The 20,154-nt window shown below is 72.5% G+C and carries 20 protein-coding genes and 1 pseudogene; 7 read left to right on the top strand and 14 right to left on the bottom strand.

The genetic code is table 11. The annotated features are described in order from the left end of the window. Positions 1-23: 23 nt before the first annotated feature. The 4 genes from DMH08_RS00105 to DMH08_RS00090 form a co-directional block, all read right to left on the bottom strand. A complete protein-coding gene (locus tag DMH08_RS00105) occupies positions 24-977 on the bottom strand; it encodes a carbohydrate ABC transporter permease (RefSeq protein WP_026401461.1) in 954 nt (317 codons plus the stop codon). 3 nt (positions 978-980) lie between these two features. Continuing rightward, a complete protein-coding gene (locus tag DMH08_RS00100; protein ID WP_026401462.1) occupies positions 981-2,261 on the bottom strand; it encodes an ABC transporter substrate-binding protein in 1,281 nt (426 codons plus the stop codon). Between the two features lie 108 nt (positions 2,262-2,369). Continuing rightward, positions 2,370-5,081 carry an alpha-L-rhamnosidase gene (locus tag DMH08_RS00095; RefSeq protein ID WP_125610725.1) on the bottom strand — a complete coding sequence of 904 codons (2,712 nt, stop codon included), beginning with the start codon at positions 5,079-5,081 and terminating at the stop codon, positions 2,370-2,372. Between the two features lie 482 nt (positions 5,082-5,563). Beyond that, positions 5,564-6,355, bottom strand: coding sequence for a DeoR/GlpR family DNA-binding transcription regulator (locus DMH08_RS00090; RefSeq protein WP_026401464.1), 792 nt, complete (start codon positions 6,353-6,355; stop codon positions 5,564-5,566). Between the two features lie 340 nt (positions 6,356-6,695). Between DMH08_RS00090 and DMH08_RS00085 the strand changes: the two genes are divergently transcribed. Then, positions 6,696-7,295 carry a histidine phosphatase family protein gene (locus DMH08_RS00085; protein ID WP_026401465.1) on the top strand — a complete coding sequence of 200 codons (600 nt, stop codon included), beginning with the start codon at positions 6,696-6,698 and terminating at the stop codon, positions 7,293-7,295. Between the two features lie 132 nt (positions 7,296-7,427). On the opposite strand, the gene DMH08_RS00080 is transcribed toward DMH08_RS00085, so the two are convergent. From DMH08_RS00080 to DMH08_RS00070, 3 genes are all read right to left on the bottom strand, one after another. Beyond that, the gene (locus DMH08_RS00080) at positions 7,428-7,994 is read right to left on the bottom strand and encodes a dihydrofolate reductase family protein (protein ID WP_125610723.1); all 567 of its coding nucleotides are present in this window, start codon (positions 7,992-7,994) and stop codon (positions 7,428-7,430) included. Positions 7,995-8,130: 136 nt separating this feature from the next. Beyond that, entirely contained in the window at positions 8,131-8,790 is a 660-nt protein-coding gene (gene lexA / locus DMH08_RS00075; protein WP_125610721.1) for a transcriptional repressor LexA, read from the bottom strand. 122 nt (positions 8,791-8,912) lie between these two features. Continuing rightward, positions 8,913-9,368, bottom strand: coding sequence for a MarR family winged helix-turn-helix transcriptional regulator (locus tag DMH08_RS00070; protein WP_026401468.1), 456 nt, complete (start codon positions 9,366-9,368; stop codon positions 8,913-8,915). A 155-nt stretch (positions 9,369-9,523) separates the two neighbouring features. Here DMH08_RS00070 and DMH08_RS00065 point away from each other — a divergent pair, with 155 nt between their 5' ends. Both DMH08_RS00065 and DMH08_RS00060 read left to right on the top strand, forming a co-directional pair. Next, a complete protein-coding gene (locus tag DMH08_RS00065; protein WP_026401469.1) occupies positions 9,524-10,414 on the top strand; it encodes an amidohydrolase family protein in 891 nt (296 codons plus the stop codon). Between the two features lie 39 nt (positions 10,415-10,453). Next, positions 10,454-10,720 (top strand): hypothetical protein, encoded by a 267-nt coding sequence (locus DMH08_RS00060; protein ID WP_125610719.1) that lies wholly within the window; start codon positions 10,454-10,456, stop codon positions 10,718-10,720. A 143-nt stretch (positions 10,721-10,863) separates the two neighbouring features. On the opposite strand, the gene DMH08_RS00055 is transcribed toward DMH08_RS00060, so the two are convergent. The 4 genes from DMH08_RS00055 to DMH08_RS00040 all read right to left on the bottom strand — a co-directional run bounded on the left by DMH08_RS00055 (position 10,864) and on the right by DMH08_RS00040 (position 13,323). Continuing rightward, on the bottom strand, positions 10,864-11,199 hold the full coding sequence (locus tag DMH08_RS00055; RefSeq protein WP_199747528.1) for a hypothetical protein: 336 nt from the start codon (positions 11,197-11,199) through the stop codon (positions 10,864-10,866). Beyond that, positions 11,184-11,864, bottom strand: coding sequence for a hypothetical protein (locus DMH08_RS00050; RefSeq protein WP_199747527.1), 681 nt, complete (start codon positions 11,862-11,864; stop codon positions 11,184-11,186). Before DMH08_RS00050 ends, DMH08_RS00055 begins: the two co-directional genes overlap by 16 nt. 144 nt (positions 11,865-12,008) lie before the next feature. Further along, positions 12,009-12,803 carry an SDR family NAD(P)-dependent oxidoreductase gene (locus DMH08_RS00045; RefSeq protein WP_125610717.1) on the bottom strand — a complete coding sequence of 265 codons (795 nt, stop codon included), beginning with the start codon at positions 12,801-12,803 and terminating at the stop codon, positions 12,009-12,011. Between the two features lie 76 nt (positions 12,804-12,879). Next, the gene (locus tag DMH08_RS00040) at positions 12,880-13,323 is read right to left on the bottom strand and encodes a hypothetical protein (protein WP_125610714.1); all 444 of its coding nucleotides are present in this window, start codon (positions 13,321-13,323) and stop codon (positions 12,880-12,882) included. A gap of 194 nt (positions 13,324-13,517) precedes the next feature. Here DMH08_RS00040 and DMH08_RS00035 point away from each other — a divergent pair, with 194 nt between their 5' ends. The 3 genes from DMH08_RS00035 to DMH08_RS00025 all read left to right on the top strand — a co-directional run bounded on the left by DMH08_RS00035 (position 13,518) and on the right by DMH08_RS00025 (position 17,843). Beyond that, positions 13,518-14,810, top strand: coding sequence for an ATP-grasp domain-containing protein (locus tag DMH08_RS00035; RefSeq protein WP_125610712.1), 1,293 nt, complete (start codon positions 13,518-13,520; stop codon positions 14,808-14,810). A gap of 42 nt (positions 14,811-14,852) precedes the next feature. Next, positions 14,853-16,877 carry a CocE/NonD family hydrolase gene (locus DMH08_RS00030; protein ID WP_125610710.1) on the top strand — a complete coding sequence of 675 codons (2,025 nt, stop codon included), beginning with the start codon at positions 14,853-14,855 and terminating at the stop codon, positions 16,875-16,877. 231 nt (positions 16,878-17,108) lie between these two features. Then, positions 17,109-17,843, top strand: coding sequence for a VOC family protein (locus DMH08_RS00025; protein WP_125610708.1), 735 nt, complete (start codon positions 17,109-17,111; stop codon positions 17,841-17,843). Between the two features lie 43 nt (positions 17,844-17,886). On the opposite strand, the gene DMH08_RS00020 is transcribed toward DMH08_RS00025, so the two are convergent. The 3 genes from DMH08_RS00020 to DMH08_RS00010 form a co-directional block, all read right to left on the bottom strand. Further along, a complete protein-coding gene (locus DMH08_RS00020; protein WP_125610706.1) occupies positions 17,887-18,312 on the bottom strand; it encodes a hypothetical protein in 426 nt (141 codons plus the stop codon). Between the two features lie 224 nt (positions 18,313-18,536). Next, a complete protein-coding gene (locus DMH08_RS00015; RefSeq protein WP_125610704.1) occupies positions 18,537-18,968 on the bottom strand; it encodes an RNHCP domain-containing protein in 432 nt (143 codons plus the stop codon). Positions 18,969-18,990: 22 nt separating this feature from the next. After that, positions 18,991-19,353, bottom strand: a complete 363-nt coding sequence (locus DMH08_RS00010) for an RNHCP domain-containing protein (protein ID WP_026401480.1) — start codon at positions 19,351-19,353, stop codon at positions 18,991-18,993. A 620-nt stretch (positions 19,354-19,973) separates the two neighbouring features. Here DMH08_RS00010 and DMH08_RS00005 point away from each other — a divergent pair. Continuing rightward, positions 19,974-20,154, top strand: a pseudogene (locus DMH08_RS00005) (carotenoid biosynthesis protein); the annotation flags it as partial.

Here is a 20,154-nt window from a genome sequence, read left to right as displayed (position 1 = left end):
GGCCGTCCGTGCGGGTCCGCCGCTCATGCCGAGACCTCCCGGCCGCGCAGGTAGTAGATCTGCACCATCGACACCGCGGCGACGAACAGGGCGAGCACCAGGGCGATCGCGGTGCTGTAGCCGTAGTTGCCGAACACGAACGCCTGCTTGTAGAGCACCGTGGACAGCGTCTCGCTGGCGTACCCCGGGCCGCCGTTCGTCGCGGCGTACACCTGGTCGAACAGCTTCAGGCCGCCGATGGTCGACAGCATCAGGTTGATGGTGACGGCGGGCGCCAGCAGCGGCCAGGTGACGTGCCGGAACCGCTGCCACCGCCCCGCGCCGTCGATCATCGCCGCCTCGTGCAGCTCCTCCGGGACGCCCTCCAGCCCGGCCAGGAAGATCACCATCGAGTAGCCGGCGAACTGCCAGACCACCATGCCCGCCACCGACCACAGCGCCAGCCCGGGGTCGCCGAGCCAGTCCTGCCGGAGCCCGCCGAGGCCGATCGCGCCGAGGATGCCGTTGACGCCCGCCTCGGGCGCGGGGTTGTAGATGTACTTCCACAGGAACGCCACCATCACCGGGCTGACCACGGCCGGGGCGAAGAAGATCACTCGCAGCGCGGACCGCGACTTGATCTTGGTGTGCACGCCGAGCGCGAGCAGCAGCCCGATGCCGTTCTGCACGAACACGATCGCCACGGTCAGCAGCAGCGTGTTGACCAGGGACCCGCGCGCCGCCTCGTCGTCGAACAACCGGGAGAAGTTGTCCAGGCCGATGAAGCTGCGCTCGCCGAGGCCGTTCCAGTCGGTGAAGGCGTACACCGTGCCCGCCGCGGCCGGGTACAGCACCACGAGCGCGTACACGGCCAGGGCGGGGGCGGCGAACCACCACGGCGGGCTCAGGAACCCGCCGCGGCGCCGGCGCCGGGCGGGCGGCCGCTTCGCGGGGCGGGTCTCCTTCGCGGCCGGGGCGGAACCGAGGGTGGAGGTCACGGCTCAGGACTTCTTCCGGTAGGTCTCGTCCAGCTTGGCCAGCGCCTCGGCGATGGTGGTGCGCCCGCCCAGCAGTTCCTGGACGGCGGCGAAGTGCGCCGGCTGCACCTCGGCGTTGGGCCAGCCCTGGTCCATGAACGGGACGGCCTTGCCGCCGTCGACGAACGGCAGGAACGACTCCAGCACCGGGTCGATCTTGGAGGAGCCGTCGCGGGTCAGCGGGATGCAGGCCACGGCCTCGGCCCAGGTGTTCATGTTCTTCTGCTCGCCGAGGAACTCCACGAACGCCTTGGCCTCGTCGAGGTTCTTGCTGCGCGCGCTGACGCCCAGCCCGACCACCACGCCGGCGGGGATCCAGCAGTCCTTCTCGGCGTCGGCGCCCGGCACCGGGAACATGCCGAGGGCGTCCGGGCCGGCGGCCTGCTTGCGGAAGTCCGGCAGCACCGCCGACACCTGGATCGCCATCCCGGCCTCGCCGGTGGCGACCATGGCCGTCTGCTGCTCGAAGGTGGTGCCGTTGGGGTTGTCGTTGAAGTACCCGCGCTTCTGCAGCTCCAGGTACATCTCGAACGCCTGCTCCCAGCCGGAGCCCGCGAAACCGGCCGATCCCGCCTTCATCTGCTCGTCGAACCGCGGGTTCTTCGCGTAGACGGTGGACGGGACCAGCGCGTAGGTGATCAGCTGGGTGACCCACGGGGTCTGCGCGCCCAGCGCGATCGGGACCTTGCCCTTGGCCTTGATCTTCTCGCAGACGTCCAGGAACTCCCGCCAGGTCTTGGGCGGCTCGACCCCGGCGTCCTCGAACACCTTCTTGTTGTAGACGGCGCCGATGACGCTCGAACCGGCGGAGTAGACGTAGGTCTTCCCGTCGTTCTGGAAGGCGGGCTTGAGCGTCTCCGGGACGCGCCCGGTCCACGCCTGGTCGCTGAGATCGGCCAGCAGCCCGGCCTGGGAGATCTGCACCATGCTCATCGCCGAGCCGTTGCCCGGGAACACCACGTGGACGTCCGGGGCGTTGCCCGCGCCGAGCCGGGTGCGCACCGAGGTCTGCACCTGGTCGGTCGGCGCGAACGAGGTGTTGAACTTGCTCTCGGTGTACTGCTTGACCAGCAGCTCGATGGCCTTCTGCTGGTCGGCGACGCCGACGAGCTGGAGCGTTCCGGCGCCGCCGCCCGAGCCCGAGGTCCCGCCGCAGGCCGCCAGCGCGCCCATGGCGGCGACCCCGCCGCTCAGCCCGAGGAAGCCGCGGCGGGTGAGAGAAGCTGTCCGAAGCGACGTTGTCATGTGTCCTCCTCGAACCCCGCGGCCCTGTGCCGCGAGGGATCCGGCGGCCCGCACGGGCCGCCGCAGGTGCCGCGGCCGGGGCCGCGGCGGCCGTTCCCGCCGAGTCGGCTAGGGGACGGCGCCCGCCGGGTCGTCCGCGGTGAAGCGGTAGTCCCCCGAGGTCACCCGGCACAGGAGCGTTCCAGGCCCGGTGCCCAGGACCGTGACCCCGGCGGCGTCGGCCACCGGCGTCCCGCCCTCGCGCACGCTCGCGGGATCACCGGTGGGCACGTGGACGGTCGCGGTCGCGCCGGGCGGCACGCCCACCTCCAGCCGCAGCTCGCCGTCCGTCCGGCTCCAGGCGGCGCGGACGGTGCCGCGGACCGACTCGTAGGCGGCCCGGGCCCACTCCAGCCCGCCCGGACGGGGCCGGATCAGCAGCTCGCGGTAGCCGGTGGAGTCCGGCGCCTGGGCCAGCCCGGCGACGCCCTGGTAGAGCCATTCGCCGACCGAGCCCAGCGCGTAGTGGTTGAACGAGTTCATCGCCGCCGCCCGGAACCCGTGCTCCGGGGTGTAGCCGTCCCAGCGCTCCCACACGGTGGTCGCCCCCTGCCGCAGCGGGTACAGCCAGGACGGCGGGTCGGTGCGGCGCAGCAGCGCGTGCGCGAGGTCGGGACGGCCGATGCCGTCCAGCACCGGGGCCAGCAGCCCGACACCGAGGAATCCGGTGCGGGGGCCGGGGCCGGCGGCCTCGACCAGCTCGGCCAGGCGTCCCGCGGCGCGCGGCACCAGGTCCTCGGGCAGCAGGTCGAACGCCAGCGCCAGCAGGTAGCCCGTCTGGGTGTCGCCTTCGATCCCGCCGTCGGGGGAGACGAAGCGCTCGTTGAACGTCTTGCGGATGTGCGCGGCGAGCGTCCGGTACTTCGTCGCGAGGCCGTCCCTGCCCAGCACGCCGGCCGCGCGCGCCGTCAGCTCGGCGCTGCGGGCGAAGTAGGCGCAGGCCACCACGTCGCGCGGCGTGGGGGTCGGCGCGAGCCAGTCGGCGAAGTGCGGGCCCACGCGGTTCCGCCACACCAGGTCGGGGTTGTGGCGGTGGACGAAGTCGACCCAGGCGCACATCGCGTCGAGGTTGCGCTCCAGGAACCGCTCGTCCCCGTACGTCCGGTACAGGTGCCACGGGAGCAGGACGCCCGCGTCGCCCCAGCCCGGCGCGCCCTGGTCGGCCACCCCGGCCAGCCGCGGGGCCACGTTGGTGAAGCAGCCGTCGGGGGACTGGGCGCCGCGCACCTCGCGCAGCCAGCCCTCGAAGAACGCGGCGACATCGGCGTTCAGGCACGCGGTCGGCAGGAACACCTGCGCGTCGGCGAGCCAGCCCAGCCGCTCGTCGCGCTGGGGGCAGTCGGTCGGGACGCTGACGAAGTTCGACCGCTGGCCCCACGCGATGTTGGCGTGCAGCCGTTCGACGTCGGGATCGGAGCAGGCGAAGTCGCCCGTCCAGGGGGTGTCGCTGTGCAGGACGACGCCGGTGATGTCGGTGCTGCGCAACTCGGCGAGCCCGGTCACCTCGGCGTAGCGGAAGCCGTGGTAGGTGAAGCGCGGCTCGAAGACGACCTCGCCGCCGCTGCCGCCCCCGATGAGGACGTCGGTGGCTTCGGCGGTGCGCAGGTTGTCGGTGTAGAGGGCGCCGTTCTCGTCCAGGACCTCGGCGTGCCGGACCACGACGCGGGCGCCGGGGGCCGGATCGCGGAGGGTGAGCCGCACCCGGCCGGCGAAGTTCTGCCCGAAGTCGACCAGATGGCGCTCGTCGCCGACGCGGGTGACGCCGCGGGGCGCCAGTTCCCGGACGGCGCGGACCGGCGGCGCGACCGACGCGGTGAGCAGGTCGCGGTCGGTGCCGGTGACCAGCGCGGGCAGCCAGTCCGCGGCGGCGAAGCCCGGACGGTCCCAGCCGGGGGTCTCGCGGCGCAGGTCGAGGCACTCGCCCTTCAGCAGGTCGGCGTACCGCAGGGGGGAGCGGCGGGTCCACCAGGACGTGTCGGTGCCGATGACTTCGCGGCGGCCGTCGGCGTGGTCCAGATGCAGCTCGGCCAGCAGTTGCGGGAAGCTCCCGTAGTGGGCGCCGAGGCGGCGCGGATCGAACCCGACGAAGCCGCTCCACCAGCCGTCGGCGAGGGTGGCCGCCAGGACGTTCTCGCCCGCCCCGATCAGCTCGGTGACGTCGTAGGTCTGGTAGTCGACGCGGTCGCGGTAGTCGGTCCAGCCCGGCGCGAGCTCGTGGTCGCCGACGCGCCGGCCGTTGATCCGCATCTCGTACAGGCCGCGCGCGGTGACGTAGAGGCGGGCGCGGACGGGCGGCGCGTCCGGCGCGTCGAAGGGGCGGCGCAGCCGGACGGCGGGGGACAGGCCGTGGTCGGCGAGCGCCAGCTCGCCCTCCTCGGGCGCGTCCACGACGTCGAGGGCGTCCGGGTCGTGGGCGATCCAGGACGCCCGCCAGTCCGCCGCGCCGAACCGGCCGGTCTCGAACCACGAGGACGCCTCGCCGCGCGCGCCGTCCGCGGCCGTCACGGCCACCTGCCAGCGGTACCGCGTGCGCGGCTCGAGCGGCGCGCCCGCGTAGCGGACGGCCACGGCGGCCGGGTCGGCGATCTCGCCGCTCTCCCAGACCGTCGCGCCGTCCTCGTCCCGGACGAGGACGCGGCACGAGGCGGGCGTGTCGCCCCGGCGACCGGAGGCGAGCCGCCACGACAGCAGCGGGGAGCGCTCGTCGATCCCCAGCGGCTCGGCCAGGTGCTCGCAACGGAGGCCGTACGGAGCCAGCGCCTCGTGGGAATGGCCGGTCATGACGCCGCCCTCGATCCTGAATCAAGTTCTTGGTATTTAACATCAAGAAGTGTGAGGTTGAGCGTAGAGATGCGGCTGATAGGTGTCAAGACATCGCATACCTGCCGTTCTGCGCGTATGACCTGGGCCCTCGGGAAGCGGCGGGCGCGACCGCTCCCGGCCCGCTCCAGGGGCATGTTGCTGGTCAGGTCCACACTGGTCAGGACCGACGGTTGCGGCCGCATGCCCGAGCCCGTCCCCGGTACTCGCACGGGCCGCGACCTGGAGCGGTACAAGGAGATGCGAAAACAACAAGATCATGTGTTATGTGTGCTGCGACGGTCACCGTTCGCAGGCGTCTCCGCTCCGCCGCCCGGCGAACATCCCGACCTCGCGCCGCCGGCCCGCACACGCGCCACGCGCCGGAACGTCGTTCCGAGCCCGGGGGCGTCCCCGCCGACCCGCCGACCTCGCCTCGGGAAGGCGGACGCGCGGCGCCTCGCCTACCTGGTGACGGCCACCTCGTAGGCGACCTTGTGCTCGTCCAGTTCGCGCAGCGCCTCGGCGTCCGCGCCGTCGTCGACGATGACGCGGTCGAACACCGACAGCGGCGCGACCCGGTGCAGCGCGACGCGGCCGAGCTTGGAGTGGTCGATCAGCAGGACGTTGCGCTGCGCGGACTCCAGCATGGCCCGTTTGACCGACACGATGTGCTGCTCCTGGTGGTAGGTGAACCCGGCGGAGACGGCCGAGGTCGACACGAAGCAGAGGTCGACGTTCAGCGCGCTGATCGCGTCCACGCAGGAGACGCCGAGGAAGGAGTCGTGCAGCGCGTCGTACTCGCCGCCGAGGGCCACCAGCCTGACGTCGCGCTCGCGCGCCAGCAGGTTGGTGGTCTCCAGGAAGTTGGTGATCACCGTCAGCGGGGTGACGCCGCCCAGTCTGCGGGCCAGCGCGAGCGTGGTGGTGGAGTCGTCGAGCATGACCGACATGCCCGGCTCCACCAGTGCGGCGGCCTTGGCGGCGACCGCGTTCTTGGCCGCCTGCATGGACTTCATCCGGTAGGCGACGTTGCTCTCGAACACCCCCGACGGCTGCGCCGTCACGCCGCCCCGGTACTTGCGGACGATGCCCTGCCGCTCCAGCTCGTCCAGGTCGCGGTGGACCGTCATCAGGCTCACGCCGAAGCGCTCGGCCAGGTCGCCCGCGCCGGCCGAACCCACCGACAGCACGTGGTCGGCGATCGCCCGCCGCCGCGCCTCGGGCCCGCGGCGGCCGCTGTTGTCCTTGGTCATGCTGCGATCCTCTCGTCGCCGCGCACTCCAGGACGGGTGACCGGCTGCACCGAACGGCAATTGGGCACCGCGATGTTAACAAAAATCGTGCCGGTGCCGAGCGCCTTCTAACAGCCGGATGAGGGGCACCGGCCCGGCGTCGCCGTGGTCACCGTGTCCCGCGGGCCGCGTTCCCAAGCTCGGTATGGTGTCTTGATATTATAATTTCACGTCTATTGATGATATTTTAGAGGGGTCATACCGTGCGAGGGTGTCCGTTCGATCCGGCCCGCGGCGGGACGGCGGAGAAACGGTCGCCCGCGAGGCGGCCGCGGATGCACGGAAGCAAGGGTGACGACCGATGAGCAGCACCCTCTACCTGGTCCGGCACGGCGACACCGAGTGGCGGGCGGAGAACCGCTACGCGGGGGTGAGCGACATCGCGCTCACCGATGCGGGCCGCGACCAGGCCGAACGCCTCGGGCGCTGGGCGGCGGGGGAACGCGTGGACGCGGTCTGGGCGTCGCCGCTGAACCGGGCCCGCGCGACGGCCGCGCCCGCCGCGTCCGCGTTGCACCGTCCGATCCTGATCGACGGCGGCCTGACCGAACTGGACTTCGGCTCGGCCGAGGGCCGCACCCTCGCCGAGCTGCCGCCGGCGGACGTCGAGGCGTTCCTCGCCGACCCCGTGCACGGTGCGTTCCCGGGCGCCGAAGATCCGCGCAAGGCCGTCGAACGGGGAACGGCGGCACTGCGGCGCGCCGCGTCCCGTCACAGGGGCGAGCGAGTGCTGATCGTTGCGCACGACACGTTGCTGCGGCTGACCTTGTGCGGACTGCTCGGCATCGACCCGTCCCGCTACCGGACCGTGTTCCCCCGGGTCCGCGCATGCGCCGTGACCGAACTCGCGGTGACGGCGCAGAGCGCTGCTCTGATGAGCTACAACGCCCCCATCTCCTGACGGCCTCCGGCGAGGTTCCGGGTTCCGCCGCCCGTCTCGCCCGATCGTGATCTACAACGTAAAGGCGGGCGCTGCCGATCGCCAGGCGATGGCTTCCGGCGATCGGCGGTGCGAAGCGCGACGGGTCCCGGTTCAGGAGGCGGCCGACTCCTCCTTGGGAGCGTCGCCGTTGGTGTAGACGAGGTGCACGACGCCGGTGGCGTCGAAGGTCGTCGAGGACAGCAGCTTCAGCGGGACGGTCGGGCCGTCGCCGAACAGCTTCGCGCCGTGTCCGACGACGATCGGGTGCACGAGCAGGTGCAGTTCGTCGATCAGTCCCTGCCCCAGCATCCACCGCACCAGCGCGGCGCTGCCGGTGGTGCCGAGCCGGGTGTCGGCCTTGAGCGCCGTCAGCTTCGCGGCGACGTCGCCGCTGATGAGCGAGGAGTTCCGCCAGGTCGCCTCGGTCAGGGTGTCGGACACCACGAACTTGCGCGCGCTGTTCATGGCCTCGGTCATCGGGTCGGCGGGGTCGGCGTTCGGCCAGTAGGACGCGAACCCTTCGTAGGTGCGGCGGCCGAGAAGGGTCGCTTCCGCCTCGTTCATCAGTCCGCCGACGACGGCGCCCATCTGGTCGTCGAAGTAGGGGAAGTGCCAGGTCTCCGGGGCTTCGATCACGCCGTCGAGGGAGATGAAGAGGCTGGACTTGATGAATCCCATCGCGATGCTCCTTTTGATGCGTCCGGGACGGCCGCCCCGGACGGGTGTGTCGTCCAAAGGTCGAACGGCGTCTCGGCGGATCGACGCACCACCGGATTTATTTTTCCCCGGCGATGGGATCGTGGGGGGAGGACGCTCAGATGCTGCGGAGCACCGAGACGACGATGCCCAGGATGACGGCGTCGTCCCCGTCGATGGCCTCGTAGGTGGGGTTGCGCGGTTCGAGGAGGACGTGGCCGTTGCGGCGCCGGTAGACCTTGACCGTGGCCTCGCCGTCGAGCATCGCGGCGACGATCTGCCCCGAGTGGGCCTCGGGCTGCTGCCGGACCACGACGAGGTCGCCGTCGCAGATCGCGGCGTCGACCATCGAGTCACCGCGCACGCGCAGGCCGAACACGGTGCCGCGCCCGGTGAGCTCCTGGGGAAGCGACAGCGTGTCGTCGACGTGCTCCTCGGCCGTGATGGGGGCGCCGGCGGCGATGTGGCCGACCACGGGGACGGTCACCGCCTCGTCGGGCTCGTGGCCCGGGCCCTCGCGAAGGAACGCCCGCACGTCGATCGGGCGGGACGCCGAGGCGCCGCGCCGCAGGAAGCCCTTCTCCTCCAGGCTCGCGAGGTGCCGCGAGACGGACGAGGCGGACCGCAGGCCGACGGCGTCACCGATCTGGCGCGTGCTCGGGGGATACCCGTACCTGACCACCCAGTCCCGGATCGCGACCAGGATCCGCTGCTGGCGTGCGGGCAGTGCGGAGGCGCCCAGGCCCTCGAACGCTTCGAGATCGTCGTATCCGGTCACCTTCGGGATTGTAGAGGTCGCGCGGCCGTGTCGAGCGCCGCTCGCCGGGCATGCGGCGCCGGAACGGACGGCCGGGCGGGCCGGGCGCGACCGTCGCCGAGCGCCAGAAGGCGGTCCGCGGTTCAGGAGAGGGCGCGCCAGGCCCGCGACAGAGCCAGCCGGAACTGCTCCTCCTGCCGTGCGGTCAGGTCGTCGAGCATGCGCCGCTCCAGCAGGCGGACCGGTTCGGCGAGCTCCGCCAGCAGCGCGCGTCCCGCGTCGGTGAGGCGGATGAGCAGTTCCCGGCGGCTGGCGGGGTTGCGCTCGCGCCGGATGAGCCCGCGGCGCTCCAGGATGCGCACCATGTCGGCCATCGACTGGGCCGTGACGAACGAGTCGCGGGCCAGCCGGGCCGCGGACAGGCCGTCGTGCCGTTCCAGGACGGTGAGGGCCGTGTACTGCAGTGCGGTCACCCCGGCGGGGCGGACGATGTCGTCCAGGTTCGACCGGACGGCCAGTTCCAGCCGTTTGACCATGTAGAGCAGTGACGGCGCCGACCGGCCGCCGGTCGTCCGCTCGTCCTTCGCGAAGTCGTCCACGCTCAGATCCTGCCATCGATCCCGCACCGGCGATTGACAGGAAACCTGGTCGTCGGAAGACTGTCGGATCAGCAGGGTTCCTGTCGATCACGGGGAGTGCGGCATGCGGCCGGACGGCAGCAGGACGATCGTCGACGCGGCCCCGGGAGGCTGAGATGCCCGACATCGATGTCGACGGGCTGGTCGCGATCGACGTCCACACCCACGCCGAGATCTCCAAGACCGGGCACCGCTCGCTCGGCCCCGAGCTGCTCGGCGCCTCCGAGAAGCACTTCAAGGCCCACGGCCACCGGCAGCCGTCCATCGGCGAGACGGCCGCCCACTACCGGGAGCGGAAGATGGCCGCGGTGGTGTTCACCGTGGACGCCGAGCACGCCACCGGCCGGCCCCGCATCGCCAACGAAGAGGTCGCCGAAAGCTGCGCCGAACACCCCGACGTCCTGATCCCCTTCGCCAGCATCGACCCGCACAAGGGCGCGGCCGGGGTGCGCGAGGCCCGCCGCCTGGTGGCCGAGCACGGGGTGCGCGGGTTCAAGTTCCACCCCAGCATCCAGGCGTTCGCCCCCGACGACCCGATGGCCTACCCGCTGTACGAGGCCATCGAGGAGCTGGGCGTCCCGGCGCTGTTCCACACCGGCCAGACCGGCATCGGCGCCGGCGTCCCGGGCGGCGGCGGCATCCGGCTGAAGTACTCCGACCCCATGCTCGTCGACGACGTCGCGGTCGACTTCCCCGACCTGCGCATCATCCTGGCGCACCCCTCGTTCCCCTGGCAGGACGAGGCCCTCGCCGTCGCCGTCCACAAACCGCACGTGTACATCGACCTGTCGGGCTGGTCGCCCAAGTACTTCCCGCCCCAGCTCGTCCGGTACGCCAACAGCCTGCTGCAGGACAAGGTCCTGTTCGGGTCCGACTACCCCGTCATCACCCCCGACCGGTGGCTCGCCGACTTCGCGGCGCTCGACATCAAACCCGGCGTCCGTCCCAAGATCCTCAAGCGCAACGCCGCCCGCCTGCTCGGCCTCACCCGCGAGACAAACGCCTGATCACCGCGACTGATCACCGCGAAGGGGGCACGCGGCAAGGTGAGACGTCGGCCCGGCGTGCCCGGTGTCCTGCGCGCGATCCGTGAGCTGCACACGGAGACCGAGGCCCTGTTCGACGCGGTCGCGACCCGCAGGCCGAGCACCGACGACCGCCGCGCCCAGATCATCGGCGTGTCCGACCGGCACGCCGAACTCCGCGCCGAGATCTGGAACCCGGTTCGCGAGGACGCGGTCGCGGTCCTGGATTCGGTGAGCCGCAGGAGCCGCGCGCCGTGGCCTCGGTCGTCCACCGGCTCGCCGAAGTGAACCGCACCCGCGCACTCCGCACCTCCGCCCCTGCGCAGGGAGACGGCGAAGGCGGGCTCGGGAGTGGGGGAGGCCCTTGATGATGGAGCGCCCCTACCGCTTCAGCCGACGCGAACAGGTCACGAACCCGCCGATACCGGGGTTCACCGGACGTCCGCGAGCAGCGCGGCCGTCCAGACGTACACCTTGGGGGCGCCGTTGCCCGACCAGGTGAGCCATTGAGCGGCCCGGTGCGCTTCAGCCTCGTCCTGGATGAGCCCCCATCGCCCGGGCCGGACGCCGGTGGCCCGTCGGACGTCGTCGACGAGGCCGCCCAGACAGGTCCAGGTGTGCCAGCGATGGTCGTAGCCGACCGGTTCGAAGCCGAGACGCAGGTCGCCGTCGTGCGGGAACGGCTCCCTCCGGGCCAGCACTTCCGAGACGCCGCCGGTTGCCGCACCGCCACCGCCGTCGGAAATTTCGGTCAGCAGTTCGGCCACGTCCGCTGCAGCGAACCCCACCGCGAGAACATGGTGGCCCGGTTTGTCCGCCCGGGCCAGCGCCGCTCCATAGGCCGAAGCGGAGGCGTGCGCCGGGGCGTGCCGTGGTCTCGGCGAAGCCGACCGGGCGGCCGCCGACCATGCGGGTGGCGTCGAAGGAGAGCTCGAAGCGGGCCGTTCCCGCGTGCCGACCCCGGTGGGACGGGCGTGGGCGGCACGATCTCGTCCAGTGTCCAGCGGTGGGTCCGGCGGTAGGGCGCCGAGGCCCGTGCGAAGGTCTGCTCCAGAATCATGCCGGCTTCCGGGATCACGACCAGGGCGCCGGGCACACCGTCGACCCGGCTGTTGAACAGTAGGACGTCCTGTCCGGATCCGTCGAACGCGGTCGAACGGCCGGAGCCGACCCGGGAGCCCGGCGGGCACGCCTGGACGCCCTCGGCGTCGATGGTCGTCCGCGCGCAGGTCGGGAACGCTTCGGGGGTGAAGGTGATCGAGCGGTCGAACAGGAACACGAACCGGCGCGCGGCGGCGGGCACCGTGTCCTGGGCCGTCCGGCTGCGGCGGTCGAACGCGACGGTGACGCTGCGTCCCGCGTTCCGGGTGGCCCGGGCCGTGATCCCGTCCAGGTTGCGGGGGCCGGTGACGTCCGGCTCGTGGGGCCGCATCGGGCCACCGGGCGCGGGGTCGGGGAACGAGCCCGCCGCCGTGGCGGCGGTTCCGGCGAAGACGAGGGCGGTGGCGGTGAGGACGAAACCGGCCGCCGTGCGGATGGGGACGAGCCGACCGCACCGCCTTCCGGTGGAGACGCCTTAGGGCAGGATCGAGTCGACGTAGCCGCCGTCGACGCGTACCGCCGCACCCGTGGTGGCGGAGGCGTGCGCGGAGCCGAGGTAGACGACCATGTTGGCGATCTCCGCGGGCTCGATGAGGCGCTCGAGCAGCGAGTTCGGGCGGTGCTCGACCATGAACCGGCGCTGCGCGTCGTCCCAGGGCAGGTCGTCCCCGACCATCTGCGAGACGAAGTCCTCCACGCCCTCGGTGTGGGTCGGGCCCGCGAGGACGGTGTTGACCGTGACGCCCGTGCCCGCGACGGCCTTGGCGTAACCGCGCGACACGGCGAGCAGCGCCGTCTTCGACACGCCGTAGTGCACCATCTCCTCGGGGATCGCCACCGCCGAGTCGCTCGCGATGAACTGCACCCGTCCCCAGCCCCGCGACATCATGCCGGGGAGGTAGAGGCGGGCGAGGCGCACCCCCGACAGCACGTTGGTCTCGAAGTAGCGCCGCCACTCGTCGTCGTCGATCTCGAGGACGGGATGCGCGCCGAGGATTCCGAGGTTGTTCACCAGGATGTCGACGTCGGGCACCTGGTCACGCACCGCCTGGGCGCCCTCGGCCGTCGCGACGTCGGCCGCCGCGCCGCGCAGGTCGGCGCCCGGCAGTTCCGAACGCAGCGCGTCGAGGGCCTCGGTGACGCTCCGCTCCGATCGTCCGTTGACGACGGTGGTCGCTCCGGCCCGTGCCAGCCCCGCGGCGATGGCGCGGCCGATGCCCTTGGTCGAGCCGCTGACGAACGCGGTCCGTCCGCTGAGGTCGATGTCCATGCCGGTGACCGTTCCCGTTACGGCGCAGGTCAGGCGTGCGGACGGGGTCCGCTCCCCGGCGGGGCGGACGCGCCGGTCAGCCTCGGCGCACGCGGTAGAGGCCCACGAGGAGGACGAGGCACCCGGCGATCGCCACCACCGTGCCCGTGCGCACCAGGCCGTCGGAGTGGGCGATCCACTGGCCGCCCACCCGCGACGCGGTGACCTGTTGCGGGTCGCGCCGCCCGTCCCGGTCGACGAACGCCAACCGGGTGCGCCGCCGCGGTTCTCCGTCCCGCTGGGCGCGCAGCGCGGCCGTCGCGGCGTCCCGCCGGGCCGCGTCGTTCGCGGTCGCCTGAGCGGGGCTCTCGCCCGTGCAGTGCCGGACGGTACCGCTCTCCACCGAGACGGAACCGCACTCGATCCGGGTGAACGTCCGGGTCTCCAGGAAGGTCCCCGTCCCCGCGGCGACCAGGCCGAGGCCGATCGCCCCCACGAGCGTTCCGGCCGCCACCAATTCGATCCCCCCGGCCCGCTGCATCGCCCGACGATATCGGGAAAGGGGCGCCGATTTCGATCTTTCGCGTCCGTCCGGGGGATCGGACTTGCCGGGTGCGCGCGTCGCGGCCGAGCGCTCCATGCGCCGGGCTCGGACGGCGGTGGGTGGCGCCGCCCACGTTTGGGTCTTTGCCTGGAGGCAACTTCGCCATGACGAAAGCGAGGAGGTCCCCCTGGATGGAAGCCGTCAACGTCTTTGTGCTCGGCCTGGAAGAGGACAACTTCGACACCCTGCTCGACGTCCCGGACGCCGAGCAGTACCGGTTCCACCCCCTGCTCGGCCCGGAGGAGCTGCTGCACGGCGACATCGACATCGCCGCTCTGCTCGACAAGGCGCAGCGGCGGCTGGAGGAGTTCGACGGGAGCGTCGACGCGATCGTGGGCTACTGGGACTTCCCGGTCAGCACCATGGTGCCGATCCTGACCCGCCGGTTCGGGCTGCGCGGGCCGGATCTGGAGGCGGTGGTCAAGTGCGAGCACAAGTACTGGAGCCGTCTCGAGCAGCGGAAGGTGACCGACGCGTACCCGCGGTTCGCGCTGCTGGACCTCGAGGACGCCGAGCGGCCGCCGGAGGGCATGCGGTACCCGATGTGGCTGAAGCCGGTGAAGTCGGTGTCCTCGGAACTGGCCTTCCACGTGGCGGACGACGCCCAGTTCCGGGACGCGGTCGCGCGGATCCGCGAGGGCATCGGCCGGCTGGGCAGGCCCTTCGACCACGTGCTGCGCCTGCTCGACCTGCCGCCGGAGATCGCGGAGGCCGGCGGGGAGGCGTGCCTCGCGGAGGAGGCGATGTCGGGCGCCCGCGCCGCCGTCGAGGGGTACGTCCGCGACGGGGAGATCGAGGTCTACGGCCTGCTCGACTCCATCACCTACCCCGGCAGGTCCAGCTTCCTGCGCCACCAGTACCCGTCCCGGCTGCCGGCCGAGATGCAGCGCAAGCTGGAGGACGTCTCCACGCGGGTGATCGCGCAGGTCGGGCTGGACAACTCCACGTTCAGCATCGAGTACTTCTGCGACCCGGAGACGGGCGAGGTCGGCCTGCTGGAAATCAACCCGCGCCACTCCCAGTCGCACGCCCGGCTGTTCGAGGAGGTCGACGGGATGCCCAACCACCACTGCATGCTCAGCCTCGCGCTGGGAAGGGATCCGAGCCTGCCGGACCGGAAGGGCCCCTACGCGCTGGCCGCCAAGTGGTACCTGCGGCGCTTCTCCGACGGCGTGGTCCGCGACCGGGCGGGCGCGGAGGAGATCGCGCGGGCCGAGCGGGAGATCGCGGGGGTGAGCATCCACCCCCTGGTGGACGTGGGGCAGCGGCTGTCGGACGCGCCGCAGGCGGAGGACAGCTACAGCCACGAGCTCGCGCACATCAGCGTGGCCGCGGCCGACGAGGAGGAGCTCCAGGACAAGTACGACCGGTGCGTCAAGGCGCTGGGGTTCGTCTTCGACGACGGCGGTCCGGACGACGGATGAGACAAGGCACGACCGAGGGAACGAAGCGACCTGGGGGGAGCGATGCGTGAGGTCACCGCACTGCCGTGGGCGGTGAAGGAAGAGGAGCACCTGTGGATCCCGATGTCGGACGGGACCCGCCTGGCGGCCAGGCTCTGGCGTCCCGTGGTTTCCGACGACGAACCGGTGCCGGCGGTCCTGGAGTACATCCCGTACCGCAAGCGCGACCTCACGGCGGTGCGGGACTCGATCCACCATCCGTACATGGCGGGGCACGGCTACGCCTGCGTGCGCGTCGACATCCGCGGCACGGGGGAGTCGGAGGGGGTGCTCACCGACGAGTACCTCGACCAGGAGCACCGCGACGCCGAGGAGGTGCTGGCCTGGCTCGCCGACCAGCCCTGGTGCGACGGGCGCACCGGGATGATGGGCATCTCCTGGGGCGGGTTCAACTCACTCCAGGTGGCGGCCCGCAGGCCGCCGAGCCTGCGGGCCATCGTGATCGCCTCCTTCACCGACGACCGGTACGCCGACGACATGCACTACATGGGCGGCTGCCTGCTGTCGGACAACCTGGCCGAGGCGTCCACGATGTTCGCCTACACCACCTGCCCGCCCGACCCCGCGCTGGTCGGCGACCGCTGGCGGGACATGTGGAAGGAGCGCCTGGAGGGAAGCGGCCTGTGGCTGGAGAACTGGCTCGGCCACCAGCGCCGCGACGGCTACTGGCGCCGCGCGTCGGTCTGCGAGGACTACCCGGCCGTCCGGTGCCCGGTGTTCGCGGTATGCGGCTGGGCCGACGGGTACTCGAACGCGGTGTTCCGGCTGATGGAGCACCTCGACGTCCCCCGCAAGGGGCTGATCGGCCCGTGGTCGCACCGGTACCCGCACCTGGGCGAGCCGGGCCCGGCCATCGGCTTCCTCCAGGAGGTCGTGCGCTGGTGGGACCGGTGGCTGAAGGACGAGGACAACGACGTGATGGACGAGCCGATGCTGCGCACCTGGATGCAGGACAGCGTGCCGCCGTCCACCTCCTACGAGGAGCGCCCCGGCCGCTGGGTCGGGGAGCCCTCGTGGCCGTCGCCGCACGTCCGGCGCGACGCGCTGCCGCTGGCCCCGCACCGGATCGCCCGTCCGGGGGAGGAGGCGCCCGTGGAGGAGCTGACGATCCAGTCGCCGCTGTCGGTGGGGCAGTTCGCCGGCAAGTGGTGCTCCTACAGCGCGCCGCCCGACCTGCCCTACGACCAGCGTGAGGAGGACGGCGGCTCGCTCGTCTTCGACAGCGACGTGCTCACCGAGCGCTGCGAGATCCTCGGCGGTCCCGTCGTCGAACTCGACGTGGCCGCCTCGGAACCGGTCGCCATGATCGCCGCGCGGCTCTCCGACGTGGCGCCGGACGGCCGCGCCACCCGCGTCACCTACGGGCTGCTCAACCTCACGCACCGGGACGGCGACGACGACCCCGAGCCCGTGGAACCGGGCCGCCGCTACCGGGTGCGCGTCCGGCTCAACGGCGTCGCCCAGGCGTTCCCGCCGGGCCACCGCGTCCGGCTGTCGCTGTCCACCTCGTACTGGCCGCTGGCGTGGCCGCCGCCGCGCCAGGCCAGGCTCTCGGTGTTCACCGGCGGCAGCCGGCTGATCCTGCCGGTGCGGCCGGTCGCCGAGTCCGACGAGGTGTCGATGCGGCCGTTCGACGAGCCGGAAGGCGCGCCGCCGCTGCGCACCGCGCAGGTGAGCCCGGGCGACCAGCAGTGGCGGGTCTCGCGTGACCTGGTGGGCTACGAGTCGGCGCTGGAGGTCGTCAAGGACGGCGGCGTCCAGCGGTTCGACTCCCTCGACCTGGAGGTCGGCCGGCGCGTCGACCAGCGGTACGGCTGGGTGGCCGACGACTTCACGTCCGCCGAGGGCGAAGTCGTCTCCACCATGACGTTCCGCCGCGGGGACTGGGACACGCGGACGGTCACCCGCACGGTCCTGACCTGCACCGAGGACGAGTTCCACGTCCACGCGCAGCTCGACGGCTACGAGAACGACCGCCGGATCCACTCGGACGACTGGAACCTCCGCATCCCGCGCGACCACCTGTAGGGGAGGCCGCCGGAGCTCACCGCGGGCCCGCCCGTCCTCTGGACGGGCGGGCCCGCGCGGCCTCGTGCGCGCCACGCGGCGGCTCAGCGGGCGCCGGCTGAGTCGCAGGCGCATGCTCGTCCTGATCCTGCTCCTCATGGGCGCGGCCACCACGTGCATCGGTCCCGGTCCGGGCTCCCAGCCCTTCGCGCCGTGCCCGGAGCCCTCCTACCTGGGCTTATGATCATCGGCATGCTGCGACTCGTTCAGGTGAACTTCAAGGCAGGAGACGACTCGGCCCTCGGCGGGTTCTGGGCGGAGGCCCTCGGCTGGAAGGTCTCCAGCGAGGGCCCCGGCGTGACCAATCTCGAGCCCGAGGGCTTCGAGTGGCCGGACCCAGCGGCCTTCTACATCGACTTCGTCAAAGTGCCCGACCCCGAAGCGGTGAAGTACCGCGTGCACCTGGAATTCGCCACCGCCTCCGCCGCCCACCAGGAGGAGCTGGTCGCGCGCTTCCGGGAGCTCGGCGCGACCGACGTCGACCTCGGTCAGGGCGACGTCCCGTGGACGGTGCTGGCCGACCCGGAGGGCAACGTGTTCACCGTGGCGGAGCCCCGGGAGACCTACCGGGACACCGGCCCGGTCGCCGCGGTGGTCGTCGACTGCGCCGACCCGCGGGCCGTGTCCGAATTCTGGAACCGGGCGCTCGACTGGACGCCGCACGAGGTGACCGACGACCGCGCGGTACTGCGTTCCGCCGAAGGGGTCGGGCCGTACCTGGAGTTCCGCCGCACGGACGGCGGCCCGTCCGCGCGGTCCCGCATCCACGTGGACCTCCTGCCGGACCCGATCGACGGCAAGGCGGCGGAGGTGGACCGGCTGCGGACCCTCGGCGCGAGCGACGTCGACCTCGGTCAGGGCGAGGTCCCGTGGACGGTGCTGGCCGACCCGGAGGGCAACGAGTTCTGCGTCCTCGGCCGGGGCTGACGCGCGGAACCCCGCGCCGGCGGCCCCCGTGCGTCCCGCCCGATCACCCGTGATTGTTGATCGGGTCGCCGGTCTGGTGCTGGGTGCCGTTCGCGTCCTGGAGTTGCGCGAGGCGGGCGTGGTAGGAGGACGGCCAGGGCGGGGTGCCGTCGGTGACGCGCACGTTGGTCACGCCGGGCATCCGGCCGGTGAGAGTGCGGGCGAGGGCGGCCGCCTGGGCCCGGCTGCCGTTGAAGGGCATGACCACCGTGCCGTTCGGGCCGTCGCCGGCCAGCCCCTGGGCCGTCAGCCATCGGGTGAACTCCGAGGTCGCGGGGCGGATCACCAGGTTCGTCCAGCCGTTGACCCCGAGCATCTGAGCGGCCACCTCGGCGGTGGGGTCGGCCATCCTGGCGTCGTGGCAGGCGCGCAGGAGCATCCGGGCGAATTTCTTGGCGGCTTTCCCGTCGGGCGCATCTCCGGAGGTCATAACGATCACCTTCCCAGCCGGAGCGGCGGCCACGCGTGTTGCGGGCGGTCTACCGGTCCGGATCGGCCTGGCCCGCATGGAGGAGATCGACGGGGTGGAAGTCGTCGTGGGTGAGGACGCGGCGGGCCGGACCCCGGGTTCGTGGAGTCCGGCCCGCCGGCCTTCCCGCTAGGGCGGGCCGCTCACGGCCCGCGGCGCCCCCGGCGGCCGGGACGGCCGCCGGCTCACAGCGCGAGCAGCGCGCGGTGGGCGACGCCGGTGTCCCGCAGCGGCCTGAGGGCCAGGCGCACCAGGGCCAGGGCGTTGTCGTCGCCGGCGATCCGGTTGGCGCTCAGCTCCCCGCAGGACGCGCACTGGTGGATGATCATCCATTCGCCGTCCGGCCGCACCGACACGCCCAGCGCGTCCATCCGGCCGCGGCAGTCCGCGTCCCGGTCGCCGGGGACCCGCCGGTCGACGTGCAGGCTGGCGAGGCAGTTCGGGCAGTGGTTGCGGTGCGTGGTGCCGGGCGCGTCCGGCGGCACCTCCAGCCGGCAGCCCGCGCACCGGAAGGCGTTCGCCCGGTGCCCGCCCCGGCGGTGCAGGACGTCCTTGCGCCGCTGCGGACGCCGTGCGGTCCCCGCGCGCTCGCCGTGGTCGCGTACTCGTCTCGGCATGGTCGATCCGCTCCTCTCCGCTTCACAGATCGGCGAAGACTTCGAGGGGGAACGGCGGCTGCGCCAGCGGCCGCACGGCCATGCGCATCAGGATGAGCTGGTTGTCGTCGGCGCAGACGGGGGTGGAGGTCAGCTCGTCGCAGAGCACGCACCGGTGGATGACCGTCCAGTCGCCGGTGCGAAGCACGGCGATGGCGATCGGCGACATCCTGCCCCGGCAGTCGCTGGGGCCGCCTTCGACGTGGTCGTGAACGTGCTGTGAGTGCAGGCACGACGGGCAGTGGTTGCGGCGCGTGCCGTCGGCGGCGGCGGAGGACACGGTCAGGCCGCACCGCACGCAGGTGAAAGTGCCGAGCAGGTTGTTGTGCGAAGTGGTTCTGGACACCCGGGATACCCCTTGCTGAGAAGTCTGGAACGACAGCAAGAGCAGGCCGAGCGGCCTCGACATTGCACCCGGCCCCGTTCATGTGCGGGCCGGGTGAGAGCGCCTGAGGTCCGGGTCCGGTCACCGTCCGGGACGGACGGCGGGACGGGACGGACGCCTGGTCAGGCGGTGCAGCGAAGCGCGCTCGGCGCTGGCCGGGACACAAAGTCTCTTTTCTAGGGCCGGCGGGCCCGGTGGCGGATCGGACGAACGGCCGCCACGGTACCAACGGCCTCCCGGCGGGTGCCAGCGATTTATCGGGCCCCGCTCCAACGCCGTGAGCAGCGAGAACGTCCGGTCCGCGCGATCGGTCGAAGCGCGATCGGCCTGCTCGGCCCGGCACGCCCGGCGCCCTCCGTGTGGGATGCGTCGCTGTGGGTAGCGCGACGATCGTGCGGACCGTTCGCCTGGGCCAACGCGAACGCGCGCCGGTGCGGAGCCCGCGGCGGGACGGGCGGCGCCGCGGCGGTTCGCTCCGGAGGGGAGGCGCGGAGGTGGTGGCGCGGCGTCGTGTTCGGGCCGCAGGTCCCGGGGGAGGGGGGCGCCGCTTCGCGGCGGCGGGCGCCGGTTGCCTGGCGTCGATGGTGGCGGCGCAGGTCGCGTCGGGGGTGCGGCCGGATCCGGTGCGCTGGACGGGACCGGTGGTGGGCCTGCTGACGGCGGGCGCGGGATGCTTCGCCGCGTCCCGCCTGGGCGCCGGGCGCGCGGCGGGGGCCGTGGGCGCGGCGGCGGCGCTGGGCTACGCGGCCGAATGGGTGGGGG

Source organism: Actinomadura sp. WAC 06369 (genome assembly GCF_003947565.1).
Classification (GTDB): Bacteria; Actinomycetota; Actinomycetes; order Streptosporangiales; family Streptosporangiaceae; genus Spirillospora; species Spirillospora rifamycini.
The sequence above is the reverse complement of the archived record's forward strand: the minus strand, read 5'-3'. Positions and strand labels throughout refer to the sequence as shown.